This is a genomic window from Streptomyces sp. NPDC033221 (genome assembly GCF_055577005.1).
This window is the reverse complement of the sequence record NZ_JBVIQN010000017.1, coordinates 95,736-112,438: the sequence shown is the minus strand read 5'-3', so window position 1 is coordinate 112,438 and position 16,703 is coordinate 95,736. Positions and strand designations below refer to the sequence as shown.

Here is a 16,703-nt window from a genome sequence, read left to right as displayed (position 1 = left end):
GGCGCGGCCCTTTCGCGGCCGTGGCGCGTCGGTGCCGCGAGTATCAAGGGCATCGGGCCACGATGGCGGGCTCTTCCCCGGTACGGACCGGCTTCGGCGCGGGGAAAAACGTGCCGGAACCGATTCCGCCGGGCCCCCGGAACAGCCCATCACCACCGGTGGATTCCGCCGGGTCGAAGGCGGCCACCGGCACATCCTCGCGAACGCCGGCTTCACACCGCCCGTGCCGTGCGCGGTGCTCCCCGTCGTTGTATGCAGTCATGTACCTGCTCAATCGCCCTGGATGGTGAGGAACGCCTTTCCGCGACAGTGGTCGCCGATGGACGAAAGGTTGCCGTGGTGAAGAGGTCCGCGCCGCTGACGGGTGAACAGAAGTGCCGCTACGCGTGCGACACGGCGACCGCGATCAACGAGGGCCCGCTCGGCAAAAGGGGCAGGCCGCCCACAGTGAACAACCAACAACAGGAGACCCTCCTGCCCCATTGGTAGCCGGAATGGAGACTCTACCCACCCCTCCTCCAGGCCGTACAGACCCCGGTCGCGCGGGCGGTGCACCGCTCCTCGGCCGCGGTGAACTGCAGCGTCATGGGAAATGCCGGGATCTGCCGCGCCCAGGAGACCCTGGAGAGCTATCCGGCAGTGTCCAGAGCCGGGGCGATGATCGCGAAGGCCCGGTCGATCAGTTCGGCGGGGTCTTCGCCGCCGTCGCTGCCGCTCCACCGTTGCAGCACGGCGTCGAAGGCGGTGAGCGCCATCCCGGCAGCCAGCTGCGGGTACAACGTGGCCTCGGATCCGGCCTCCAGACGCTGCGCCAGCTCTGCCGCCAGGTCGTCACGCCACTGATCCAGGCGTTCCAGGAAGCGTGCGCGCAGGGCGGGGGTGCGCAGAATCAGCTGGACCACGCGCAGGGCCCGCTCGGAGTGGTCGGCAGGGGCGGCGCAGGCGGCCATGGAGACCCAGACGGAGTGCCGCAGGGCCACCGAAGGGGGCTCCTCGACGGGGCGGGCCGCCAGTTCCGTGCGGATGCCGGCGCCCATGTCGGCCAGGAACTGGACGACCACGTCCTCCTTGGAGGCGAAGTACCGGAAGAAGGTCCGCTTGGACACCCCGGCGGCGGCGGCGATCTCGTCGATGGTGACCGCGTCGAACCCCTTCAGCGCCAGGAGCTGCAGGGCAGCTTCACTCAGCTCGTCCGAGACGAGCTGGCGCTTGCGCTGGGCCATGGAGACGTGGGTGGGGGAGTTCACCCCGTCATCGTACCTCCATGTCATCCATGGCACTCAATGACGCCTTGACACCGAGTGCCATTCGGGGCAACGTGTGCCACATGATGAAGAAGCAGCGCTGGACTGCCGACCAGATCCCGGACCAGTCCCGCCGGGTGTCCGTCGTCACCGGAGCCAACAGCGGCCTCGGCCTGGCGACCACTCGGGCACTCGCCCGCAAGGGCGGGCACGTGATCCTCGCGGTACGTGACGCGGCCAAGGGCCACCGGGTCGTCGCGGAGATCACCGCGGAGCAGCCCGGCGCAAGCGTCGAGGCGCGCCCCCTCGACCTGGCCGACCTCGAATCGGTACGAGCCTTCGCCGACCGGTTGCGCGCCGACCACCCGCGGCTGGACGTCCTCGTCAACAACGCCGGCGTGATGGCACCGCCCCGCTCACTGAGCGCACAGGGGCACGAGCTGCAGTTCGCCTGCAACCACCTCGGCCACTTCGCGCTCACCGCTCTGCTGCTCGACCTGCTGGCGGGCGGCAACGACCCCCGCGTGGTCACGGTGAGTTCGGCCAACCACCGGCAGGGGCGCCTGTACTTCGACGACCTCTCCGGTGAACGCGCGTACTCGCCCATGCGGTTCTACAACCAGTCGAAGCTCGCCAATGCCGTCTTCGGACACGAGCTCCACCGGAGGCTGACCGCGGCCGGCAGCCCGGTGCGCAGCGTGCTCGCCCACCCCGGTTACACCGCCACCAACCTGCAGACCAGCGCGCCGGTCGGCATGGTGAAGATGCTCTTCGGCCGCGTTCTCCTGCCGCTCGCCCAGTCTCCGCAGCAGGGCGCACTGCCTCAGCTGTACGCGGCCACCGCCCCCGATGTGGAGGGCGGCGAGTTCATCGGCCCGGACGGCTTCGGCGAACTGCGCGGCGGCCCGGCGCGGGTGCGGTTGTCCCCCGCGGCGAGCGACCCCGAAATGGGCCGCCGCCTGTGGGAGCTGTCGGAACAACTGACCGCCACGCCCTTCGCGTTCCCGGTCGCCTCCTAGAAAGCCTTCCCCACTGCGGGGGGTGGCGGCCCGCTTCCCTTAGGCGAGACGGCCGAAGATGTGGTTGGCCGGCGCATCGGGGTCGTCTCCGTAGAAGAACTCGGACGCGGCTTTGTGATACTCGGCCCGCGACAGGGCTCCGGAGGCGTCGAGATCGAGCGCGTTGAACACCTCTGCGCACTCATCGTCGGCGGCCCGTCCCGTGCTCCCGAAGATGTACGTGAACTCGGTGCGGCTGATCGCGTCGTCCCCGTCGGCGTCGGCCAGGTCGAAGAAGCGGTCGGCGACCGGCGCGAGCTCCTCGGGGTAGCGGGCGCGATCGGTGAAAGCGGCGGCGAACGCCTGAATCAGCTCCGCCAAGGTCACCCTGTCGTCCTTGTCGGCGTCGGCAGGGGCGATCACGGACTCCCAGAACCGGTGCATGGTCTCGTCCATCTGCCGCGCCTGAGGGGAGTCGCGGGGAATGCCCCTGGCCCGGAGGTAGCGTTCGCTCATCATGACGACATCCGGCCGCGTTATCGCGCCGTCGCCGTCGACGTCCGCAGCGCGGAACCACCGCGCGTACTTCCGGTTGCGCAGCTCACTCATAGGCGCAAGGTAAATGCGCGACAGTGGTACAGCTAGGCGGATTTCCGGTCACCGTCGCAGATCGGAGGGCCGCTGCGCTCTCCCGTCTCCAGGCGCTGAGGGCGCGGTGAACTCGGAAGCCAGCAGGCGCGCTCCTTCGCGGACCCCGCGGACGGTGACGCTCCCGACGACGGGCAGCTTTGGCAGCACCTCACTGGCGAGGCACGCGTTCACCGGACGGGAGGCGTAGCGCGTACCGGCCCGCGGTACAGGATGCACCAGTGTCGCGGGAGCGCCCAGCGACCGGGCGATGACGGTGGCCCATGCGGCGCGCGTGAGGCGGTCGGGCCCGCCCAGGTGCAGCACCGGAGGCAGCGGGTGCCCGGAATGCAGCAGCGCGGCCGTCACCTCCGCCACGTCGTCCAGGAGCACCGGTGTCGTCCAGTGGTCGTCAGGGGCCTCGACCGGCTCTCCGCGACGCAGGTGATGGGCGCAGCCGGCGAAGAAGTTCAAGAGATCATGACGATCTGCGAGTCCGGCGCCAGGGCGGCGAAGGTGTCCGCCGCGGCGACGTGCGCGGCCCGTGCCTCGTCCGGGTTGGCCTCACACCAGGTGACGTCGGACGGACCGTGCACCAGGACGACGCGCGCCGGACGGATACGGGCGAGCAGACGGCGGCAGTCGCGGACGTCGGTGGCGTCCAAGGGCGCCCAGCGGGCTCCGTGACCGCCGGCTGGGAATGGTGACGGGCGACCTCGTGGACCGGCGGCACCTCCGCCAGTTCCCGGCAGCCAGATACGCGGGACCCCACGGCGACCTGCTGTTCCGTCCCCGACTGACACGCGAGCACGACCTGGTGCTCAGAGCCACGACCGCAGCGGCCGGCCGGCCACCCGACCGTAGGACCCGAGCATGACGGTGACCACTGCGCCGCCCACCGACACCTGACCACACCGGAGACGTTCGAGGCGCCGTACGCCCCCTGGTCGTCGTGCACGTTCAGTCGTAGTGAACGTTGCCGTCCTCATCCATGAGCGGGTGCATTCGGATCGGGTCCTGGGTGTTGATGTCGGACGGGCGTGGGCCTTCGGGGTCGTCGGAGCCCCAGCGCAGCAGGCGACGGACGCGGCAGATCCGGTGCACGGTGCCATGGGCCTCGACCTGGTTGACGTGCCCGGCCCGGAGCCGGTCAGCGGCCCGGGCGTACTCGGCCAGTTCTTCGGCCGCGGGGCCGGTGCCCTCGGCCGCCACCGTACGGGCGTCGGTGCCGGTGTTGTCGACGGCGTGCGGGATGAGTCCGCGCAGGCGCGGCTGGAGCCACGTCAGGGCGAAGTCCAGCGAGCGGCGGGCACCGTGCGCGCTGGAGTGCAGACCCCCGCCTGTCTGCCATCCGGAACCGCTGTTCTCCACGATCCTGAAGGTCGTGGGCAGCAGCATGACATCGGGATGGGTCTCCAGCGCCTGACGGGAGTCATTGCGCACGTCCTCGGGGAACCGGGACCCGGTATAGGCCAGACTGCGCAGCGCCAGCCGTTCCGCGGCCTGGGCGGGCGTGACCGGTGCATCCGGGTCAAGCGGCAGACGGTCGTCGATCGCTTCCTTGGCGCTGCGGCCCCAGTCGGGCACGGCGGGTTCCGGGTCGCTCGGGCGGGGCTGCTCGATGCCGTCGGGCCGCAGGCCCGCGTACTCCTCGGCGCGCACGATCCGAAAGCGGGTTTTGAGTACGGTGAGGTCGTCGACGCGTTCGCTCTCCAGCCGGGTGACCGCCGCCAGCAGGGCGCGCCGCTCCTCCCGGTCCTGGGTGTCGTCCTTCGCCCGGAACCACAGAAATGAGTTGAGGCTGTCTCTGGCCTGCTGCGGGCAGCCGGCCTCCACCGCGGTCACCACCCGCCAGCGCGGCGCCTGCCCGGCGTCCTGTGCGGCCACCCCGAACAGCGGGCCGCGTACCAGTATCGTCGAGGTGTCCAGGGCGGCGTCGAGCGCGTCGGCCTCCATGACCGCCTCCACCGGACCCGCCGGATGCCGCACCACGATCGGCCGCATCCCGCCCCGACTCACCTCTTCATGGCCCATGCCCTCATCCTGCCGACCGCAGCAGGTGCCTGACATGGTTTTCCCGATTCCTCACCACCACCAGCGACCCACGTTCCTGGCCGCGGCGCGGGCGGGCCCGTCCGCGCCGCCCGAACCTTCGTACGGGCACCGTCACGCATTCACGCATCGAGGAACGCGCGGACGGCGCGCGCGAACTCCTGCCGGCAGTCGCGGTGGAGGAAGTGATCGGCATCGAATGCCACTGCCTCAGTGCCGGGACGGCGCCGGACCATCGCCTGTGCGTGGGCACGACTGACCACGGGGCTTCGCGCCCCGTACAGCAGCAGGGCGGGACAGTCGCTCGCCTGCCAGTCGGCCCAGTGATCGCCCTCATTGTTCGCGTGGGAAGCGATGGTGTCCTGCGGGTGGAAAGGCAGGCGCCAGGACCCGTCGGGGAGCTGCCGCAAGGCGTCCGCGAACATCGGCCCGGCCGGGCCGAGGGGTGCGATCAACTGCTCGGGGGTGGCCGCCCGGTAGGGGCAGCCCCTCAAGAAGAGGAAGGGATTCACGCCTCCCGCGACGCCCATCTCGGCACCGGCGTCCTCCACCACGACCGCGCTCACCAGATGCGGGTGCCAGGCGGCCAGCTGGTAGGCGTTGAGTCCACCGAGTGAGTGTCCCAGGACCACCGTCGGCCCGGCCGCGAAGTGGTCAAGCAGCGCCACGGCATCGTCGACATACCCCTCGCGGGTGTACTGCGGTGCCCGGTCCGAATCCCCGTGACCGCGCTGGTCGGGCGCGATGACACGCCAGTCGGGGGCCAGGTCCCGCGCGAGAGGGGCGAAAGTGCGCCCTTCGTCGAGGTGCCCGTGCAGGGCGAGCAGCAGCCGTCCGTTCCCGCCGAAGTCCAGGTAGGACAGGCGGCGGCCGTCCAGATCCAGCTCGGCACGCATGGAGGGCATGGGAGTGTCGTCCACTGCGGGGCTCCTTGGTGGTGTGCCCGGCGCGATCCCGGCTGCTCTGTGCACCGTATGCCTTGGCGCTTGCGCCGCAAACAGGCAACTGCGCATTGGTGACAGGGAGTTCGGACGCCGATCTGGGCGCTGGGCCGTCGGTTACAGGGCGCCCTGCAGCGCCTCGCGCGTCTTGCGGACATCGATCCGCCGCTGACCGCCGACCCGCCGCCCGCCGACGGTCCACGGTTCGCCACCGACCTTGCTGACGGCTCCGCCCTTTCCGGGAATTGCGCCCCGCGTAGGTCAATATCTGTGCTCGCGAGATGAGAGTTTGGCGAACCGTGTGATGAGAGTTTTTGCCGAAGTGAGCGGAACGAAATTATTCGAGCGACGAGGGGCGTTGTGGCATGCTACTGTCGATCTCAGTTGCAGTTGTGGTTCCCGAACTTCAAGTGCCCCCATTCGGCTCGTGCCGACGGGAGCGTTTTTGTACTTCCGGTCATTTTCCGGGCGGGGTAATCATTGCGGCGACACGGTGTCCGTGCAGTGCGGATTCCGATGTACTGCCCCGAAGGAGATATGACATGGCTGCTGGTACCGTGAAGTGGTTCAACGCGGAAAAGGGCTTCGGCTTCATCGAGCAGGACGGTGGCGGCCCCGACGTGTTCGCCCACTACTCGAACATCGCCGCCCAGGGCTTCCGCGAGCTGCTCGAAGGCCAGAAGGTGACCTTCGACATCGCGCAGGGCCAGAAGGGCCCGACGGCCGAGAACATCGTTCCGGCCTGACACTGACGCACTGTGCAGCTGGGGCCCGCATCCTTCGGGGTGCGGGCCCCAGCTGCACGCAGTTTCCGCGGCGGTTCCACCGGCGGGACGAAGCGGAGGTATCCGTAGTCTCGCCACGCGCGGATCCCCGTTCAGGGATGCAGGCGCACGCAGGCGTGTCCCGGCGCATCCTCAAGAGTCACACCGCAGTCGACGCCCGGACTTCACGTCCCCGTCGCGTCACCTTGATTCAGCATCCGCGCCCGCGTGAATTTCCGCCGGCCGGACATGCTTTCTTTTACCATCGGTCCATACCTGTAATTCTCCATGTCGCTCATTGCCGCGGGAATTCCTTGATATGCGCCGCATCGAGGAAGGTTCCGCATGAACCGCACACCCACGAACGACCGCTTCACCCGCAACCGTGGTGGCAACGCCGCCGCAGGAAAGGGTGGCAGCCGCTTCGGCTCGACGGCATCGCGCCGGTCCGGCGGCCCGGCTCGTTCCGGCGGTAGTGGCCGCCGGAGCGGGCCGCCGCAGGGTGAGTTCGCGCTCCCCAAGACGATCACCGCCGCGCTGCCCGCCGTCGCGGACTTCGCCGAACTCGGCATGCCCGAGCAACTACTGGCCGAACTCGGCAGGCAGGGCGTGAGCACACCGTTCCCGATCCAGGGCGCGACGCTGCCGAACTCCATGGCCGGCCGCGACGTCCTGGGCCGTGGGCGCACCGGCTCCGGCAAGACCCTCGCCTTCGGCCTCGCGCTGCTCGCCCGCACCGCCGGACAGCGTGCCGAGCCCCGGCAGCCGCTGGCTCTGGTCCTCGTACCGACGCGCGAGCTGGCGCAGCAGGTGACGGATGCGCTCACTCCGTACGCCCGCTCCGTCCAGCTGCGGATGGCCACGGTGGTGGGCGGGATGTCGATCGGCAAGCAGGCCGGCGCGTTGCGGGGCGGGGCCGAGGTCGTCGTCGCGACCCCGGGCCGGCTCAGGGACCTCGTCGCCCGCGGTGACTGCCGGCTGAACCAGGTGGGCATCACGGTGCTGGACGAGGCCGACCAGATGGCTGACATGGGGTTCATGCCGCAGGTCACCGCGCTGCTCGACCAGGTGCGTCCGGAGGGGCAGCGGATGCTGTTCTCCGCCACCTTGGACCGTAACGTCGACCTGCTGGTGCGCCGCTATCTGTCCGACCCGGTCGTGCATTCGGTCGACCCGTCGGCCGGTGCGGTCACGACGATGGAGCACCACGTCCTGCACGTCCACGGCGCCGACAAGCATGCCACCACTACGGAGATCGCCGCCCGCGACGGCCGCGTGATCATGTTCCTGGACACCAAGCACGCCGTCGACCGGCTCACCCAGGACCTGCTCAACAGCGGGGTACGGGCCGCCGCCCTGCACGGCGGCAAGTCGCAGCCACAGCGCACCCGCACGCTGGCGCAGTTCAAGACGGGGCATGTCAGCGTGCTGGTGGCGACCAATGTCGCGGCGCGCGGCATCCACGTCGACAACCTCGACCTCGTCGTCAACGTCGACCCGCCGACCGACCACAAGGACTACCTCCACCGCGGCGGCCGGACCGCCCGCGCCGGCGAGTCCGGCAGCGTCATCACCCTCGTCACGCCGAGCCAGCGCCGCGGCATGGTCCGTCTGATGTCGGACGCCGGAATCCGGCCGCAGACCACCCAGGTCCGCTCGGGCGACGAGGCATTGAGCCGGATCACCGGCGCCCAGGCCCCGTCCGGCATCCCGGTGGTCATCACCGCGCCGGTGGTCGAACGCCCGCAGCGCAGCAACTCCTCCGGAGGGCGGGGCCGGGGCCGACGCCGCCCCGCTTCGGCGGCCCGGCGCGCACGCGAGTCCGTCGTCAACCCGGCGGCGTAGAACCTTGAGGCGAAGCTTCGCCTCCTCGCCCTCTCCCACAGAACCGCCTCGCCCTGACCAAACCGTTCTTCCCTCTCCCTGTGAGGTCACATGCGCTGCGTCATCGCCCGTTTCCCCTTCGAGCTCACCAAGAGCGACGTGCTGGAGTCGATGAAGGGCATCAAGCCCGAATCGGGCACCGGCGAATCCGTGACCATCGGCCGCCGCCGCTATCCCGTCAAGCAGGTCGGCGAGGTCGTCACCGGCCAGGACCGCCGTGATTTCACCGCCGGCGAAGTCCTCCGGGCCATGGCGCAGCTCGGCTTCACCTGCCACGCCCTCCCCGAGGCCGCCCCCGTACTCGTACCCGCCCTCAGCCCGCTGCAGCGGGCTTCCGCGATGCTCGGCACTCCCGCGTCCGGCTGACCGGGGACAACAGGCACCAAGCCGGCACCTGGACAGCAGTGTGGGCCCGACCGGAACGCGGAACGCGTCGGTCGGGCCCACACTGCCTGCAACGGTTTTCCGTCGCTCACGAACCTCTTACGGACGAGCCTTCACGAGAACGACGGGGCGTGACGTCCGTGGCCTGAGGCGGCTCCCGGCCCGAAGGCCTGGGAGGACAGAGGCGCCCGGCACGCGCAGCGCTGCGGGCAGCATGCGCGGGCGGCAGTCACGAAGCTCCCGGGAAATGCCCGGTCCCACCGGTCTCAGGCATCGGTGGGCGGGTTCGGCGCGTCGGCGGCGCGGCGGTATTCCGCGTTGATCCGCTGGGCCTCTTCGAGCTGGTCTTCGAGGATGATGATGCGGCAGGCGGCCTCGATGGGGGTGCCCTGATCGACGAGCTCGCGAGCGCGGGCGGCGATACGCAGTTGGTAGCGCGAGTACCGGCGGTGGCCGCCCGCCGAGCGGAGCGGGGTGATGAGGCGGGCCTCGCCGATGGCGCGGAGGAACCCCTGGGTGGTGTTGAGCATCTCGGCGGCCCGGCCCATGGTGTAGGCGGGGTAATCGTCGTCATCGAGACGGTCGTACGAGTCGTCTGCTGTCATCGAACCTCTCTCATGGAACGCGTGGAGGGGCCCGGATGCCGTACTGGCACCCGGGCCCCGAAGGAACTGTTACACCATCTGCCGGCCGTGATACTGCGCCGGCCTTCTGTGTCCGCCGACCCGGCCGACATGCTGCCGGGGCCGCGGGGATCGCGGTTGCTTGACCGGAGACCACCTCACTATCGATGTCCTGCGGTACCCGGGCTCACGATGTCCGCCCGGGCGATCCTGATGGCGCTCGCTCCTCCGTTCTTCCCTCGGTGATCAATTGTGCAACTACTGGTGATGCGAACTGCTCTTCGGCAGCCGGTCCGTCGCCCGTCCTGTGTCTGCTGAGGCTTGAGGCCCCACTGCCGAACCTCCCGGTGCGCGCGCCCGCAGCCGACGCCTTCACCGAGGTGCTGCTCACTTGCTTTCACTGCGGTACTGCGGGTGGCGGCCCCTGATCACTGCGGGCCACCCGGTCCGGCCGTCAGTCCCGTCGCCGTCCTGCAACAACCCTGGCTTCGAAACTCCACCGCCGTACCGTCCTGCGAACTGCACTTACTTGCTGATGTTGCCGCCCGGCAGTTCGTCTCTGCCGGGCCCTTCGGTCTCTCTAGGTTACGAGAGAAACCATAGCCACACCACCGCCCAATGTCTACAACGGCCGCGATAGATTTTCAGGTGTCCGACGGTGAGGTAGCCGGCGTCGAGCGGTGCCGGGCAGACGCGCGGCCCTGCACCCCCGGAGCGCCGGGCCGCGGGCGCGAGGGCGCCCGGGCCTTCCTGGTCGATCCTGGGGGTGTCCGATGGGTCAGGGCCCGGGCCGCAGCCGTGAGTACCGCAACAGGAACGACATGAAATCGCGGCCTGCCGGCCCTCGGCCTGGCGTGGACAACCAAGCAGAGGTCCGCGAGTTCCTCACCTCCCGGCGAGCGAAGATCACCCCCGAGCAGGCGGGACTGCCCGTCGGCAGCCAGCGCCGGGTACCCGGCCTGCGCCGGAGTGAAGTCGCCGCGCTGGCCGACATGACCGTGGAGTACTACGCCAATCTGGAGCGCGGAAACCTCGCCGGTGCTTCCCTGGCCGTACTGGAAGCCCTCGCCCGCGCCCTCCGGCTCGACGACGCCGAACGCCTCGTCGGCGAGCTGTCCACGCGCAGCGACGAATTCCGCACCCGCTGGGGCGCCCACAACGTCCGCCACCACGGCACCGGCACCAAGCGCTTCCACCACCAGGCCGTAGGCGAGCTGACCCTCGCTTACGAAAGACTGGAGATGGCGGCCGAACCCGGCCTCACCCTGACGATCCACACCGCCGAGCCCGGCTCCGCGTCCGAAGAGGGCCTGCGACTGCTCGCCTCCTGGGCAGCCACCCACGAGGACGGTACGCAAGCCCGACCGACACGGACAGGCTGACGACAGCCTCGTGTGTCATGGGCCTGGCGCTCGCCGGTCCCGGCATCCTGTTGACGTCGCCGCCCCTCCCTCCGGGCTCGCCAGCCAATCGGTGTACCAGGCACAAAATCCGGTGCTCGCCGGTACGAAGCCGCCCCAGTCCGGATCGATCCGCCAGATCTCGCCTGCGTGCGGGCCGCTCAGGACGAGCCGGTCGAAGATGCCGCAGCCCTGTTCGGCCAGCATGAGGGTGCCCCGGGTCAGTACATCGACCGGTGTCCCGATCCGGCCGGGCAGGGGTTCGGTGAGCGGGAACGGCTCGGCGAGCCGGCCCGGCAGCCGGTCGTCCTCCCACTCGCCGTCCACGGCCCACTCCTCGTCGGCCTCCGGGCGAGGAACGGTCAACGGCATCAGGCCCTGACCGGGCCCGGCCGGGCCGTTGCCCACCTCCGCGACGAAGGACCGGTACTCCGTCGGCAGAGCGATGCCATGCGTTACCTCGAACGCCCGGATCTCCGTCTCCGGCAGCCGCGGTGCCAGCGCGTACCGGTGCGTGGGCGCCCCGAAACGCTTCCGCTCCGGATCCCGTGCGGCCCTCTCCCGAATCCGTGCCCGGACGTCCACTTCGTCCCAGTTCACCATCCGGCGACCGTAGCAATGACGTCCGCAGCCTGGTTCGCCGTGCCCTCCGCCAAGCAACCTTTCCCGTGCCGGCGGCAACCGCTGCACGAAGACTTTCCTCACCTTCGAACCGGCAGAGCGGGTACATGACTTCACGTAACGACAGAACACGTCGCGCGCGGCACCGGCGGCGGGCAGTGGGCCTGCGGGTGGGCGTTCCGGTGGCCGCCGTCGCCGCGGCGGCGCCCGTAAGGGCCGCGGAGGTGGCGGACGGATTCGCCTCCGTCAACGCGCTCGGACAGAACGGTACATACGGTGGCCGGGGAGGCGGGACCGTGACCGTACGGACCTTCGCCGAGCTGGAGAGGTACGCGACCGCGCCACGGCCGTACGTCATCGTCGTCGACCGGGTGATCACCGTGGACCCCAAGGGCCGGGAGATCAAGGTCGCCTCCGACAAGACGATCGTGGGGGCCGGTATCTCCGGTGAGATCGTCGGCGGGGGCTTCTTCCTCGGTCAGGGCGTGCACAACGTCATCATCCGCAATCTGACGATCCGGGATTCCTACGCCGGGACGTGGAACGACAAGGCGCACGACTGGGACGCGGTGCAGATGGACGGCGCCCACCACGTGTGGATCGACCACAACGACCTGCGGCACATGGCCGACGGGCTGATCGACAGCCGCAAGGACACCACGTATCTGACGGTGTCCTGGAACCGGCTGGAGAATCACAACAAGGCGTTCGGGATCGGCTGGACCAAGAACGTCAAGGCCGACGTCACCGTCCACCACAACTGGTTCCGGGAGACCGCCCAGCGCAACCCGTCGACGGACAACGCGGCGCACGCGCACCTGTACAACAACTTCCTCCAGGACGCGCCGGGTGGCGCCGTCGAGGCCTCGTACGGGAATTACGCCCGTGGGAGGACCGTGATGCTGCTGGAGAACAGCTATTTCCAGGGTCTTGCCAACCCCGTGACCAGGGACCGGACGGCCACGCTCGTCCAGCGCGGCAATGTCTTCAAGGACACCGAGGGGCGTAACGAGAGCGGGGGAGGGGGTGCGGCTTTCGACCCGCGGAAGTTCTACTCGTACGCGCTCGACGCCGCTGCGGACGTTCCCTCCCTCGTCCGGGCCGGTTCCGGGCCGCGTGCGTCGCTGCCCACCCGGACGGCGGCGGCGACCACCACGCTCACCGTAGCCAAGGACGGCCGGGGCCGGTACCGCGCCGTACAGGCCGCCGTGGACGCGGTGCCGCGCGGCAACAGGTCCAGGGGCACCATCGCCGTCGCGCCGGGCACGTACCGCGAGGCGGTGCGCATCCCGGCGGACAAGCCGCACCTCACCCTCCAGAGCACCGGCAAGCACGCGGCGGACGCACAGATCGTGCAAGACCGTTCGGCCGGGACCGCCAAGCCGGGCGGTGGCACGTACGGGACCGCGGGCAGCGCCACCCTCACCGTGGAGGCGGACGACTTCCGGGCCCGGGGCCTGACCGTCACCAACGACTTCGACGAGGCCGCTCACCGCGGTCAGAAGGACCATCAGGCCGTGGCCTTGCGCACCGCGGCCGACAAGGTGGTGCTGGAGCGCGTCGTCATCAATGGTGACCAGGACACCCTTCAGCTCGACAGCGCCGCCCCGGGCCGGGTCGGCCGGGTCTCTGTGGACCGGTGCCACATCGTCGGCAACGTCGACTTCGTCTTCGGCCGGGCCACCGCCGTCTTCCGCGGCACGGTGTTGACGCTCAAGAAGCGCTGGGACGGCACCTCGGCCGGCTGTGTCACCGCGCCGTCCACCCCGGCCGGCAGCAAGGGCTTCCTGATCACCGACTCCACCGTCGACGGCGATGTCGGCGCGCGGAGCTTCCACCTGGGACGGCCCTGGCACGCGGGCGGTGACGCCACGCTCGATCCGCAGACCGTCGTCCGGAACACGCGGCTGAGCGCCGCCGTCAAAGCCGCTCCGTGGACGGACATGGGTGGCTTCTCCTGGAAGAAGGACCGTTTCGCCGAGTACGCCAACACCGGCCCCGGAGCGGGCCCGGCCGGCCTGGACCGGCCGCAGCTGACACCGCGGCAGGCGTCGGGATACGAGGCCGCCGACTGGCTCGGGGACTGGACGCCTTCGGCGTCGTGGACGCTGTAATCGCGGCGCTGCGAACACGACCGGGGCCCGGATGCCGTACTTCGGCGTCCGGGGCCCGGTTCGTTCCGCTGCGGATTCGGTGGTTCAACGGTCATTGAGCGCCTTGGCGACGGTGTCTGCGCGGAGCTTTGCCCCCGGAGGGCAGCCGCTCGCTTACGTCCCGACCAACCGGCTCAGAGAACGATGCCTGACGGGAGTACCCGGCCCTGCCCGGCTGCCGAGATCCGTCGCGCGGCCTTGAGGCCCGACTCGACGGCGCCGTCGATGCAGCCTGCCCAGCCGCTGGCGAGGTCGCCCGAGGCGAAGGTGATCCGGCCGAGAGGCTGTTGCAGTGTCCCGAGCGTCGTGGTCAGCTGGCCGGGGCGGCGGGTTCCCCAGCCGCCCCGGGAGAATGCGTCTCGGCCCCAGTCATGGGCCCGGTAGTCCACGAGTTCGGCGTCCGGCACCAGCCGCTGGACGGCCTTTTCGACCAGCGTGAAATCGGTGACGTCGAAGCACGGATCGACGCTGAAGCCGACCAGGATCTGGCCGTCTTCCACCGTGGCGTGGGGGAGCAGTGTGGAGATCGGTGCGCTTTCGGAGCCCTGGGCGATGAATGGCGGGCGGTCGGTTTTCACTTGGAGCCACAGCTTGATGCTGTGGGGCACGCCGATCCCGGCGGCAGCCGTGGTGGTGTGCGTCTCGGGCAGCCCCGGGGAGAAGTCGATGTCCGGCCATATGTTGACGGGCAGGGCCACCACCGCCGTGCGGGCGGAGAACCGTTCGCCCGCCCGCGTGGTCACATGTACGCGTTCGCCATCGTCGGCGATCGCGGCGACCGGCGCGTTGAGGCGCACCTCGGCCTGTGCGTCGGCCACCATGGCTTCGAGCAGCGCCCGCATTCCCGGTTGGGGACGGAAGCTGACGAGGGAGTGGTACCCGTGGTGGGCGAGTCCGCCGAGGGCCCACCATTGGGCGAGCATCGACGCTGCGGCCCGTGTACTTGATCCGCCGAGTTCCGTGGAGAGCGCGCTGGTGACCATGGACCGTTCCTCGGCCGTGAGATCCAGCCGGTCCAGCCAGTCGCGCAGTGAGTACCGGTCGAACTCCGTGAGCAGATCGGCGCGGAAGAGCGGGTCGTGAGGCCGGGGGAAGTACCTGTCCGTTCCCCTGAAGACCCTGTTGAGCAGTTCGGTGACGAGTGCGAGGACGTCGTCGGCCGGCAGGCAGAGGGGCTCCTCCTCGGTGGGTACGAGGGCTTCCTCCGGTTCCTCGTCCGTGACGACGGGGATGCCGTAGCGGGTGAGTTCTGCCCAGATGTGCGGCTGGTTCCAGTGGATCCACGCTCCGCCGAGTTCGATCCGCCGGCCGGCGAACGTGTCGGTCCAGGTGCGCCCGCCGAGCCGGTCGCGGGCTTCGAGGAGCAGGGTTCGCCGTCCCGGGGAGCCCAGTTCCCGTGCGGCCGTCACGCCGGCGAACCCGGCACCGACGATGATCGTGTCGAAGTCGCTGTGCATGGTCACCTCGTCATGGGGGCGGCGAGCAGGTCAGTTCGCGCCGGGGCCGGTGAAGGCGAGGGCGACGTTGTGCCCGCCGAAGGCGAAGGAGTTGGACAGTACGGCGGTGGTGTCGGCCTCGCGCGGCTCCGGACCGATGACGTCGAGTCCGAGGCCGGGATCCGGGGTGTCGAGGTTGGCCGTGGGCGGGAGCACGCCCGAGAAGAGCGCCTGCACGGCGGCCACGGCCTCGATCGCGCCGGCTGCTCCAAGGGCGTGGCCGGTCATCGATTTGGTCGCGGAGACCGGGACGCGGGCGGCCGCTGCGCCGAGTGCGGTGCTCAGTGCCCGGGCCTCGGCGGCGTCGTTGAAGACGGTTCCCGTGCCGTGTGCGTTGACATAGGACACGTCCTCGGGGGCGAGCCGCGCCGAGCGGAGCGCCGCGGTCACCGCCTGCGCGGCCGCGCCGCCGTCCGGGCGGGGAGCGACGATGTGGTGCGCGTCGCAGGACCGGCCGTAGCCGCTGAACTCCGCCAGCGGCACGGCGCCGCGGGCCGCGGCGTGTCCGGCTTCTTCGAGGACCAGTACGGCCGCGCCCTCGGCTAGTACGAAGCCGTCCCGGTCGGCGCTGAAGGGGCGGCTGGCCCGCTCCGGCTCGTCATTGCGAGCGGACAGCGCCCTCATCCGGGCGAAGCCTCCGACGATCATCGCGGTGAGCGGTGCCTCCGTACCACCGGCCAGCACCACGTCGGCCTCGCCTGTCGCGATGAGCTGATGTGCCGTCACCAGCGCGTCCGCGCCACTGGCGCAAGCCGTCACGGCCGTGGTGCACGGCCCGGTGAGACCGTGCCGGATGGCGACCCAGGCAGCGGTGCTGTTGGCCATGGACATGGGGACGAAACGGGCCGGCACCGCCTGCAGGCCCTCGCCGAGGAACGCGCGCGAGCTTTCCGCGATGCTCGTCGCGCCGCCGCAGCCGGTCCCGATCGAGACTGCGATCCGGCTGCGGTCCTCCTCATCGAGATCGATCCCGCTGTCCTCCAGAGCGAGGGCGGCCGCCGCGGCGGCGAGCTGGGTGCAGCGGTCGGTGGCGGCTGTCTCGCGACGGGACAGGGCCAGCTGCTCCGGCAGGTCCACTTCGCCCGCGATGCGTACCGGCAGACCGGCGGGATCGAACCGGCTGATGGCCCGCACCGCGCTGAGGCCGCCCAGCTGGCCCACGTGGAACGCCTTCGCGCCGACGCCCACCGGGGTGACCGGGCCGAGGCCGGTGACCACCACGCGGCGGGCGCTCACGCCGCGGTCCCGTCGGCGACCTGACGGGCCTCGATGAAGTCGATGACGGCACCCAGCGTGGTCAGCTCCTCGGCCATGGTGTCGTCCATCGTGATGCCGAGCTGTTCCTCCAGGATGGTGACCATTTCCACCATGTCCAGCGAATCGAGTTCGAGGTCCTCCTTGAAGCGGGCGGCGCGGGTGATCTCCTCGGGCTGCAGGCCGAGTCGGTCCACCATGAAGTCGATGATCTTCTTCTCGGCGTCGATGGTGCTCATGATGCGTGCTCTCCCATGGTCGG

At 70.1% G+C, this 16,703-nt stretch carries 17 protein-coding genes; 6 read left to right on the top strand and 11 right to left on the bottom strand.

The window, feature by feature from the left end; all coding sequences use genetic code 11:
* Positions 1–629: 629 nt before the first annotated feature.
* Complete coding sequence (locus tag ACZ53K_RS22810; RefSeq protein ID WP_468839548.1) at positions 630–1,271, bottom strand: TetR family transcriptional regulator; 642 nt, start codon at positions 1,269–1,271, stop codon at positions 630–632.
* A 56-nt stretch (positions 1,272–1,327) separates the two neighbouring features.
* Here ACZ53K_RS22810 and ACZ53K_RS22805 point away from each other — a divergent pair, with 56 nt between their 5' ends.
* On the top strand, positions 1,328–2,263 hold the full coding sequence (locus ACZ53K_RS22805) for an oxidoreductase (protein WP_468839546.1): 936 nt from the start codon (positions 1,328–1,330) through the stop codon (positions 2,261–2,263).
* A gap of 39 nt (positions 2,264–2,302) precedes the next feature.
* Here the strand turns inward: ACZ53K_RS22805 and ACZ53K_RS22800 are convergent, their stop codons facing one another.
* From ACZ53K_RS22800 to ACZ53K_RS22780, 5 genes are all read right to left on the bottom strand, one after another.
* Positions 2,303–2,851, bottom strand: a complete 549-nt coding sequence (locus ACZ53K_RS22800; protein WP_468839543.1) for an EF-hand domain-containing protein — start codon at positions 2,849–2,851, stop codon at positions 2,303–2,305.
* 48 nt (positions 2,852–2,899) lie between these two features.
* Positions 2,900–3,343 (bottom strand): sugar nucleotide-binding protein, encoded by a 444-nt coding sequence (locus ACZ53K_RS22795; RefSeq protein ID WP_468839541.1) that lies wholly within the window; start codon positions 3,341–3,343, stop codon positions 2,900–2,902.
* Positions 3,340–3,534 carry a hypothetical protein gene (locus ACZ53K_RS22790; RefSeq protein ID WP_468839538.1) on the bottom strand — a complete coding sequence of 65 codons (195 nt, stop codon included), beginning with the start codon at positions 3,532–3,534 and terminating at the stop codon, positions 3,340–3,342. Before ACZ53K_RS22790 ends, ACZ53K_RS22795 begins: the two co-directional genes overlap by 4 nt.
* A gap of 295 nt (positions 3,535–3,829) precedes the next feature.
* Positions 3,830–4,903 (bottom strand): DUF5954 family protein, encoded by a 1,074-nt coding sequence (locus ACZ53K_RS22785; protein ID WP_468839535.1) that lies wholly within the window; start codon positions 4,901–4,903, stop codon positions 3,830–3,832.
* Between the two features lie 140 nt (positions 4,904–5,043).
* Positions 5,044–5,841, bottom strand: a complete 798-nt coding sequence (locus tag ACZ53K_RS22780; RefSeq protein WP_468839532.1) for an alpha/beta fold hydrolase — start codon at positions 5,839–5,841, stop codon at positions 5,044–5,046.
* Positions 5,842–6,404: 563 nt separating this feature from the next.
* Here ACZ53K_RS22780 and ACZ53K_RS22775 point away from each other — a divergent pair.
* The 3 genes from ACZ53K_RS22775 (at position 6,405) to ACZ53K_RS22765 (ending at position 8,876) form a co-directional block, all read left to right on the top strand.
* On the top strand, positions 6,405–6,608 hold the full coding sequence (locus ACZ53K_RS22775) for a cold-shock protein (protein WP_045556499.1): 204 nt from the start codon (positions 6,405–6,407) through the stop codon (positions 6,606–6,608).
* 363 nt (positions 6,609–6,971) lie between these two features.
* A complete protein-coding gene (locus ACZ53K_RS22770) occupies positions 6,972–8,471 on the top strand; it encodes a DEAD/DEAH box helicase (protein WP_468839530.1) in 1,500 nt (499 codons plus the stop codon).
* A gap of 90 nt (positions 8,472–8,561) precedes the next feature.
* The gene (locus tag ACZ53K_RS22765) at positions 8,562–8,876 is read left to right on the top strand and encodes an SCO5918 family protein (protein ID WP_468839527.1); all 315 of its coding nucleotides are present in this window, start codon (positions 8,562–8,564) and stop codon (positions 8,874–8,876) included.
* Between the two features lie 284 nt (positions 8,877–9,160).
* Here ACZ53K_RS22765 and ACZ53K_RS22760 read toward each other — a convergent pair whose 3' ends face one another.
* Entirely contained in the window at positions 9,161–9,499 is a 339-nt protein-coding gene (locus ACZ53K_RS22760; RefSeq protein WP_468839525.1) for a MerR family transcriptional regulator, read from the bottom strand.
* Between the two features lie 872 nt (positions 9,500–10,371).
* Here ACZ53K_RS22760 and ACZ53K_RS22755 point away from each other — a divergent pair.
* On the top strand, positions 10,372–10,899 hold the full coding sequence (locus tag ACZ53K_RS22755) for an MmyB family transcriptional regulator (protein ID WP_468839522.1): 528 nt from the start codon (positions 10,372–10,374) through the stop codon (positions 10,897–10,899).
* Between the two features lie 15 nt (positions 10,900–10,914).
* Here ACZ53K_RS22755 and ACZ53K_RS22750 read toward each other — a convergent pair whose 3' ends face one another.
* On the bottom strand, positions 10,915–11,520 hold the full coding sequence (locus ACZ53K_RS22750; protein ID WP_468839519.1) for an SMI1/KNR4 family protein: 606 nt from the start codon (positions 11,518–11,520) through the stop codon (positions 10,915–10,917).
* Between the two features lie 125 nt (positions 11,521–11,645).
* Here ACZ53K_RS22750 and ACZ53K_RS22745 point away from each other — a divergent pair, with 125 nt between their 5' ends.
* The gene (locus ACZ53K_RS22745) at positions 11,646–13,652 is read left to right on the top strand and encodes a pectinesterase family protein (RefSeq protein ID WP_468839517.1); all 2,007 of its coding nucleotides are present in this window, start codon (positions 11,646–11,648) and stop codon (positions 13,650–13,652) included.
* A gap of 173 nt (positions 13,653–13,825) precedes the next feature.
* Here ACZ53K_RS22745 and ACZ53K_RS22740 read toward each other — a convergent pair whose 3' ends face one another.
* Genes ACZ53K_RS22740 through acpP form a run of 3 tightly spaced genes read right to left on the bottom strand, consistent with a single transcriptional unit; the run spans position 13,826 to position 16,680 of the window.
* Entirely contained in the window at positions 13,826–15,148 is a 1,323-nt protein-coding gene (locus tag ACZ53K_RS22740; RefSeq protein WP_468839698.1) for a flavin monoamine oxidase family protein, read from the bottom strand.
* A gap of 30 nt (positions 15,149–15,178) precedes the next feature.
* Positions 15,179–16,423, bottom strand: a complete 1,245-nt coding sequence (locus ACZ53K_RS22735; RefSeq protein WP_468839514.1) for a beta-ketoacyl-[acyl-carrier-protein] synthase family protein — start codon at positions 16,421–16,423, stop codon at positions 15,179–15,181.
* Positions 16,420–16,680 (bottom strand): acyl carrier protein, encoded by a 261-nt coding sequence (gene acpP / locus ACZ53K_RS22730; protein WP_468839511.1) that lies wholly within the window; start codon positions 16,678–16,680, stop codon positions 16,420–16,422. Before acpP ends, ACZ53K_RS22735 begins: the two co-directional genes overlap by 4 nt.
* Positions 16,681–16,703: the final 23 nt, after the last annotated feature.

Coding starts and splice junctions, on each gene's coding strand:
- ACZ53K_RS22805 (WP_468839546.1), top strand. CDS start 1,328: ATGATGAAGAAGCAGCGCTGGACTGCCGACCAGATCCCGGACCAGTCC.
- ACZ53K_RS22750 (WP_468839519.1), bottom strand. CDS start 11,520: ATGGTGAACTGGGACGAAGTGGACGTCCGGGCACGGATTCGGGAGAGG.
- ACZ53K_RS22740 (WP_468839698.1), bottom strand. CDS start 15,148: ATGCACAGCGACTTCGACACGATCATCGTCGGTGCCGGGTTCGCCGGC.
- acpP (WP_468839511.1), bottom strand. CDS start 16,680: ATGAGCACCATCGACGCCGAGAAGAAGATCATCGACTTCATGGTGGAC.
- ACZ53K_RS22800 (WP_468839543.1), bottom strand. CDS start 2,851: ATGAGTGAGCTGCGCAACCGGAAGTACGCGCGGTGGTTCCGCGCTGCG.
- ACZ53K_RS22745 (WP_468839517.1), top strand. CDS start 11,646: ATGACTTCACGTAACGACAGAACACGTCGCGCGCGGCACCGGCGGCGG.
- ACZ53K_RS22765 (WP_468839527.1), top strand. CDS start 8,562: ATGCGCTGCGTCATCGCCCGTTTCCCCTTCGAGCTCACCAAGAGCGAC.
- ACZ53K_RS22785 (WP_468839535.1), bottom strand. CDS start 4,903: ATGGGCCATGAAGAGGTGAGTCGGGGCGGGATGCGGCCGATCGTGGTG.
- ACZ53K_RS22770 (WP_468839530.1), top strand. CDS start 6,972: ATGAACCGCACACCCACGAACGACCGCTTCACCCGCAACCGTGGTGGC.
- ACZ53K_RS22775 (WP_045556499.1), top strand. CDS start 6,405: ATGGCTGCTGGTACCGTGAAGTGGTTCAACGCGGAAAAGGGCTTCGGC.
- ACZ53K_RS22810 (WP_468839548.1), bottom strand. CDS start 1,271: ATGACATGGAGGTACGATGACGGGGTGAACTCCCCCACCCACGTCTCC.
- ACZ53K_RS22760 (WP_468839525.1), bottom strand. CDS start 9,499: ATGACAGCAGACGACTCGTACGACCGTCTCGATGACGACGATTACCCC.